The organism is Mesorhizobium sp. M7A.F.Ca.CA.001.10.2.1, from assembly GCF_003998575.1.
Classification (GTDB): domain Bacteria; phylum Pseudomonadota; class Alphaproteobacteria; order Rhizobiales; family Rhizobiaceae; genus Mesorhizobium.
The window spans coordinates 1-6,464 of sequence record NZ_RZQY01000330.1; the positions used below are offsets into that span (position 1 = coordinate 1).

General features: G+C 63.6%; 6 protein-coding genes and 1 pseudogene. 4 read left to right on the forward strand and 3 right to left on the reverse strand.

The window, feature by feature from the left end; translation table 11 throughout:
- The 3 genes from EN964_RS20510 to EN964_RS20520 form a co-directional block, all read left to right on the forward strand.
- Positions 1-1,060, forward strand: a 1,060-nt coding sequence (locus EN964_RS20510) for a DUF445 domain-containing protein (RefSeq protein ID WP_127276681.1), incomplete at its 5' end; no start/stop codon positions are given.
- Positions 1,061-1,172: 112 nt separating this feature from the next.
- Positions 1,173-1,601: a phasin family protein gene (locus EN964_RS20515; RefSeq protein WP_127267529.1), complete on the forward strand. Its 429-nt coding sequence runs from the start codon at positions 1,173-1,175 to the stop codon at positions 1,599-1,601.
- Between the two features lie 191 nt (positions 1,602-1,792).
- A complete protein-coding gene (locus EN964_RS20520) occupies positions 1,793-2,290 on the forward strand; it encodes a MaoC family dehydratase (RefSeq protein WP_127267530.1) in 498 nt (165 codons plus the stop codon).
- 39 nt (positions 2,291-2,329) lie between these two features.
- Here the strand turns inward: EN964_RS20520 and EN964_RS20525 are convergent, their stop codons facing one another.
- On the reverse strand, positions 2,330-3,781 hold the full coding sequence (locus EN964_RS20525) for an MFS transporter (RefSeq protein ID WP_127267531.1): 1,452 nt from the start codon (positions 3,779-3,781) through the stop codon (positions 2,330-2,332).
- A 128-nt stretch (positions 3,782-3,909) separates the two neighbouring features.
- Between EN964_RS20525 and EN964_RS20530 the strand changes: the two genes are divergently transcribed.
- Entirely contained in the window at positions 3,910-4,803 is an 894-nt protein-coding gene (locus EN964_RS20530) for a LysR family transcriptional regulator (RefSeq protein WP_127267532.1), read from the forward strand.
- A gap of 49 nt (positions 4,804-4,852) precedes the next feature.
- Here the strand turns inward: EN964_RS20530 and cml are convergent, their stop codons facing one another.
- Together cml and EN964_RS20540 are read right to left on the reverse strand one after the other, a co-directional pair.
- Positions 4,853-6,049, reverse strand: coding sequence for a CmlA/FloR family chloramphenicol efflux MFS transporter (gene cml, locus EN964_RS20535; RefSeq protein WP_127267533.1), 1,197 nt, complete (start codon positions 6,047-6,049; stop codon positions 4,853-4,855).
- A gap of 213 nt (positions 6,050-6,262) precedes the next feature.
- Positions 6,263-6,464 (reverse strand): annotated as a pseudogene (locus EN964_RS20540) (PLP-dependent aminotransferase family protein); the annotation flags it as partial.

A 6,464-nucleotide genomic window follows, 5' to 3' on the forward strand; every position in this document is an offset into this window, starting at 1 on the left:
GTTCAGGCGGCCGCTGGGGCTGCCGATCCCGCACACGGCCATCATCCCGGAGAACCAGAACCGCATCGCCGACAATCTCGGTCGCTTCATCGAGGTCAACTTCCTGGCGCCTGAACCGGTGCGCGAAAAGCTCGCCGAGGTCGATTTCTCGGCACTCGTCGCCGACTGGCTGGCCGATACGGAGCGCGCCGCCGGCCTGTCGCGCTTCGTCGTGCGGCTGGTGCCGCAGACGCTGGCCGCTGTCGAGCAGTCCGGCCTGCGCGGCTTCGTCACCAGCCGCATGCTCGAACAGATCGAAAAGGTGCCGCTGGCGCCGCTGGCCGCCGAGCTGTTGTCAGCGCTTACCGACGACCGCCGCCACCAGAAACTGTTCGACGAGTTCACCAAGGTGATCGGCAGGTTCCTCAATGACGAACAGGCGCTGGCGACGATGCGCGAAAAGATCCGCGAGGAACTGCCGTCGCTGTTCAACCTGTTCCGCGCCGACGCCTATCTCCTGAAGAAGATCGTCGCCTCGGCCGGCTCGCTTCTCGACGAGGTGAGGGCCGATCCCGACCACCCGATGCGCGCCGAATTCGACCGCTTCGCCCAAGGCTTCGTCGAGAAGCTGAGAACATCGAAGCAATACGCCAAACGGGCCGAGAAGCTGAAGCGCGACTTCCTGGCCCGGCCGGAGGTCAAGGGGTTGGCCGGCGAGATGTGGGCAAGCCTCAGCCAGTTCATCGAGCAGGACGCCAAGGCGCCGAATTCGGTTGTCCGCGCGCATCTTGCCAACATGTTCGTCGAGGTCGGTCGCCATCTTGCCGGCGATGCGCAGATCCGGGCCGACATGAACCAAGGGTTCGTGGTGGCTCTGGCGTCGTTCGTGGAGAGCCAGAAGGCCGGCGTGTCGACATTCATCGCCGACCAGGTCAAGCGCTGGGATCTTGCGCAGCTGACGCGGCTGATCGAGATGAACATCGGTCGGGACCTACAGTATATCCGCTTCAACGGCATGATCATCGGCGGGCTCGCCGGTGTCGTGCTCTATGTGGCCGAGCGGCTGTTCCTCGTGAATTGATGCGCGACCAGACTGGCGCTCACTCCTCCGTGTCCGAATGGACTCACGGCATGCGAGTGCTATTCTCCCGCCGAGGGTGCCCGCATCATGCGGCAAAGGGGAGCAAACGAGCATGGCGAAACAACCGGAATCCGATTCCTTCATGGACATGTTCGGCAGGTTCGGCCGCGACCTGAAGGTGCCCAATGTCGATGTCGAGGTGATCCTCGCCCATCACCGCAAGAACCTCGAAGCGCTGGAGAAATCGGCACGAGCCAGTGCCGCCGGCGCGACCTCGCTGTTGTCCAGGCAGCGCGAGATGCTGGAGGACACGCTGCGCGAGGTCACGGACATGGCGCAAAGCTACAGGGCGCCGGGCAATCCGCAGGAACTGATGACCAAACAGACGGAGTTTGCCAGAAAGTCTTTCGAAGTCGCATTGAAGAATGCGGGCGAAGTGGCTGAACTGGTCAAGAAATCCGGCGCCGAATCGGTCGACATCCTGCGCACGCGCATCAAGGAGGCGATGGAGGAAATCCGCGCCGGCTACGAGAAGAAGTAGCGGAAATGGCCGAGGCTGGCTCGTTGCTGCCAGCGGCCCCTGAAGCCTGGGAATCCCGTTTTAGCCTGCGACTGCGCTCGCGGCGTGGCACGATTGCGGCCGAAACCGGCGGAACGGATTCGCGCCGAGCGAATTGACAGAGGCCGTCAGTTCGTGGTCCGGAGGCTTTGGAAGCGATCGGGAAACCAGGAATGAACGAAATACGCCCTAAAGCGCCGCCGACCTACGAGCAGTTGAGGATGATGGCCGGGCAGGAGCTTGGCGTATCGGAGTGGACGACGGTCGACCAGAACCGCATCGACCAGTTCGCCGAATGCACCGGCGACCACCAATGGATCCATGTCGACCCTGAAAGGGCGCGGCGGCAAAGCCCGTTCCGCACGACGATTGCGCATGGCTATCTGACGCTGTCGATCATCGGCGCACTGGCGCTCGGCATGGGTATCGTGCCCGAGAACACCCAGGCTGCCTTCAATTATGGCTTCGACAAGGTGCGCTTCCTGGCGCCGGTCAAGGTCGGCGCGCGCATCAGGCTGCGCATCACGCTGCTGTCCATGGAGGACAGGGGTCCCGGCCAGTATCTCATGAAGGCAGCCAATACGGTCGAGATCGAAGGCGAGGAAAAGCCTGCCTTGACGGCTGAAACGCTGGTCATGCTCTATGAACGCCGCAAGCGGGCAGGCGCCTGAGCCTGTTTGGGAATTCTACTCTCTGAGCGGTGTGGCGCGTCACGAACCCCTGGATTCCGTGCGGCCTGCGGCGCGGGCAGAGAGCAGCGCGAGGACCAGCGCGATCAGCGCCAGCACTGTCGCCGTCTGAAATGTGACCTGCATCCCCCGGGCGGCCTCGGAACTCAGAAGACCAATGCTTTGGTGCTTTTCGGCCGATGCGACGGCGAATATGGCACCCATCAACGAGGCGCCGGTGATCAGCCCGAGATTGCGCGAAAGGTTGAGCAGGCCGGAGACGACGCCGCGCTGGCCGGCACTGATGCCGGCCATGACGGCTGCATTGTTGGATGTCTGGAACAGCGCGTAGCCGATGCAGGTGACGGTGATCGGAACGACATAGCCGGCAATGCCGAGCGTCACCATGGCGAGCGACAGCAGGAACGTGCCTGTCGTGAGGCTGAGCAGGCCGGCGACCATCATCTTGTGGGCGCCGAAGCGATCGGTCAGGCGTCCAGCCACCAGCGCCGACAGGGCCGAGACAAGCGGCCCGGTCGACAGCACGAGGCCGACCATTGCGGCATCGAGCCCAAGTCCTCGCGAAAGATAGAACGGGGCAACCACCAAAGTCGCCATCATTACCGTCGCGACAACGAGGCTCATGGCGAGGCTGGCGCTCAGTTGGAAGTCGCGGAAGCTGGCAAGCTGGATCAAGGGGTTTTTCACACTCGCCTGCGCGGCGGCGAAAAGAAAAACACCGATGCCGGCAGCGACCAGCAGGCCGACGTTGAGCGGTCCGAAATTGCCTCTGCCAAGCGTCATGGCCAGCGCATAGGCGGCCAATGTCAGGGCCAGCAGGGCAGTGCCCATGACATCGAACGTGCCTCGGTCGAGCCGCGCGGTTTTATTGCGTGCCGGCAAGGCACGCCAGGCGAGAGCGAAGGTGAGCACACCCAGCGGGACATTGACGAGGAAGATCGCGCGCCAGCCAAAGCCGGCGATCAAAAGGCCGCCGAGCGAGGGGCCAAGTGTCGTGCCGATCGCGGACATGGCGCCGAGCAGGCCCATGGCGCTGCCAATTCTGTCTTTGGTCACGGTTTCGGCGACAAAGGCCAGCGTCAGCGCCATCATCAGCGCCGCGCCAAGTCCCTGCACGGCGCGTGCGGCGATCAGCAGCCACAGCGTCGGCGCCAGGCCGCAGAGCACCGATGCCGATGTGAACAGCGCGATGCCGCCAAGCAGCAACGGCCGGCGTCCAAACATGTCGGCCAGCCGGCCGGCGCTGACGATCAGTGTGGTGATGGCGAGCAGATAGGCCAGAACAACCCATTGCACGGACTGGAACGTCGCGCCGAAATTCTGCATCAGCGACGGCAGCCCGACGCTGGCAATGCTGGTTCCCAGCGACGACAGCAGCGTGGCGAGCGACAGGCTTGCCAACGCCCAGCCGGCGGATTGCATCCGTGGTGGCGCCGATGTCAGCCCGTCCCGATTTTGCTCAGCGATTGCCACGGCGATCTCCTTCCATCAGTCCCACAACCGGAACTGCTGGAGATCTAGTTCCTTGGCCAATGTGGCGGAAGGCGCAGCATTTGCATCTTATTCGTGCGTTTGGCGCCATATGATGCCATGATCTGCCGATGACATCACCCGATCTCAACTTATTGTTCGCTCTCGACATCCTGCTGACCGAAGGCAGCGTGGCGCGTGCCGCCAGCCGCCTGCGCCTCAGCCCCTCGGCGATGAGCCGGACGCTGGCGCGGCTGCGCGAGGCTACGGGCGATCCGCTGCTGGTTCGCGCCGGTCGCGGCCTGGTGGCGACGCCGCGTGCGGAAGAACTGCGACAACAGGTGGGCCGTGTCGTCCAGGATGCGGAGGCGCTGCTGCGCCCTGCCACCTTGCTCGATCTCCCGAGCCTGGACAGGGTCTTCACGCTGCGCACCAATGAGAGCTTCGTCGAAGAATTCGCACCTCGTCTCGTTGCCCGTATCCAGGCCGATGCGCCCGGCGTGCGGCTGCGCTTTGCGCCGAAGTCCGATAGAGACGTCATGTCGCTGCGCGACGCGGCGATCGACCTGGACATAGGCGTCGCTGGCGAGACCGGACCGGAGGTGCGCATCCAGGCATTGCTTCGCGACTGCTTCATCGGCGCCGTGCGAATGGGCCATCCGTTGAGCGAGGGCACGGTGACGCCAGAGCGCTATGCGGCAGGCCGGCACATCAGCGTTTCACGGCGTGGCCGCGAGAAAGGGCCGATCGACGAGGCCCTGAACCGGCTCGGGCTGCAGCGGACAGTCGTGTGCATGGTTTCCGGTTTCTCGGCAGCCCTTGCCATGGCCCGCACATCAGACCTGATCGCAAGCGTTCCGGAGCGGCATACCGAGGGTGCACGCACCGGCATGCACAGTTTTCCCCTGCCGGTTGCCACCGCCGAGGTCACCATCTCCATGCTCTGGCATCCGCGCCTCGATGCCGATCCGGCGCAACGCTGGTTGCGCGACCGCGTGCGGGAGGTCTGCGCGGCGTCGCGCTGACAACGATGAGAAGCCTGCGCCAACCGCCCAGGCTTCTCATCTGTCCCGTCTATTCGGTTTGGCGTTTCTGCAAATGCCTCAGTGCGCCTAGTGTGAGCGTCGCCATGACCGAACAGTAGCCCACCAGCGGCCACGCCGTGTCTCCATCAAGCAGGATGACGAACAGCGTGCCGAGGATGCCGACGACAAGGCTCTGGATGCAGAAGTAGAGCGCGACGGCGGTTCCCGCGACATCGCCGAACGCCTCGAGCGCACCGTTCGCGGTGACTGAGACAGTGAAGACGATACCCGCGGCAACGACCCACATCGGTAAGACGAATGTCGCGAAGGACGGCGCCGCGAACAGTTGCCCGGCCGCAAGCAGAGCCGCGCCGAGCAGCAACATCGCCATACCTCTGATAGCACTGCCCGCGACGCCCCAACGTGCAATGAACTTTTTGGCGAAGCGGGTGGTCACGATCATCACCAGCGCCGCGGTGGCGAAGGCCAGGCTGAAACCGAGCTGTGAAAAGCCGGCGCGGTCCATGAGCACCCGCGGCGCCGTCGAAAAGAACACGAAGAAGGCGCCCATGGCGGCACTGAAGCCGAGCGTGTACGCCCAGAAGGCGAAGCTGGAGAGAATGGGACGAAACGCCATTCGCCTGTCGTTGCCATTGGTAGGTCGTGTTTCATGCCATCTCGGCCATGCATTGAGGGTGGCGGCTACCGCCAGACCGCCGAGCGTCAGGAAGATCGCGCGCCAGCCGAGATTGTCGGCGATCAACGCACCGGCAATCGGCCCTAACGCCGGCACGAAGGCCAGCATCGAACTGAACAGGCCGTAGATGACGGCACTTTCAGGCCTCTGCGCATAGACGTCGCGAACCGTTGCAAAGGTCGCAACGAGAACGGCGGATGCACCGATGGCCTGCACGACCCGCAAGGCGACGAACACCATGGCCAGCGAGGTGCAGGCGAGCAGGGCGGAAGCGCCTGCAAACAAAAGCGCGCCGCCGATCAGCACCGGACGCCTGCCGATCCTGTCGGAAATCGGGCCGAAGACGATTTGGCCGAGCCCAAGGCAGATCATGTAGAGGCTCAGTGTCAGTTGGATGACATCGGGCGATGTCTTGAGGATCTCCGGCATCGCCGGGACAATCGGGAGGTAGATGTCCATGGCCAGCGAGGCCAGGATGTCGAAGGGCGCCATCAGCACCATGGCTGCTGGCAGGGAAGTGGTCCATGTCGGGTTTTTTGGAAAAGGCATGATTGAACATCCGCTCAAATGGCTACATTTGGCGGCGATCTGCCGTTCGCACTGAAGATGGGAAATGACGGGCCGCCGCAACAACGAAGTGCTGTTGCGGCCTACTTGTCTGCTGACTTGCTGGTTCCCATAGTCGTTATCCCGGATCGCGCGGATATTCTCTCGACGCGCAGATCCGTCCCTTAGCAGCCGGAGGTTGTCCAGGCAACAGGATCAGCTTGGTCGCGCCATCGCTGCCTCGATCACCCTGAAAATCCGCTCGTCCGTGCATTGGGCGACGTTGAAGCGCAGGAAGCGGCTGGCCGTTCCAGACAGGCTGAATGCGTTGCCGGGCGCCAGCACGATATTGTCGGCCAGAGCGCGGCGGGCCACTTCGGCCGCATCGACGCCATCCGGCAGACTGCACCACAGGAAC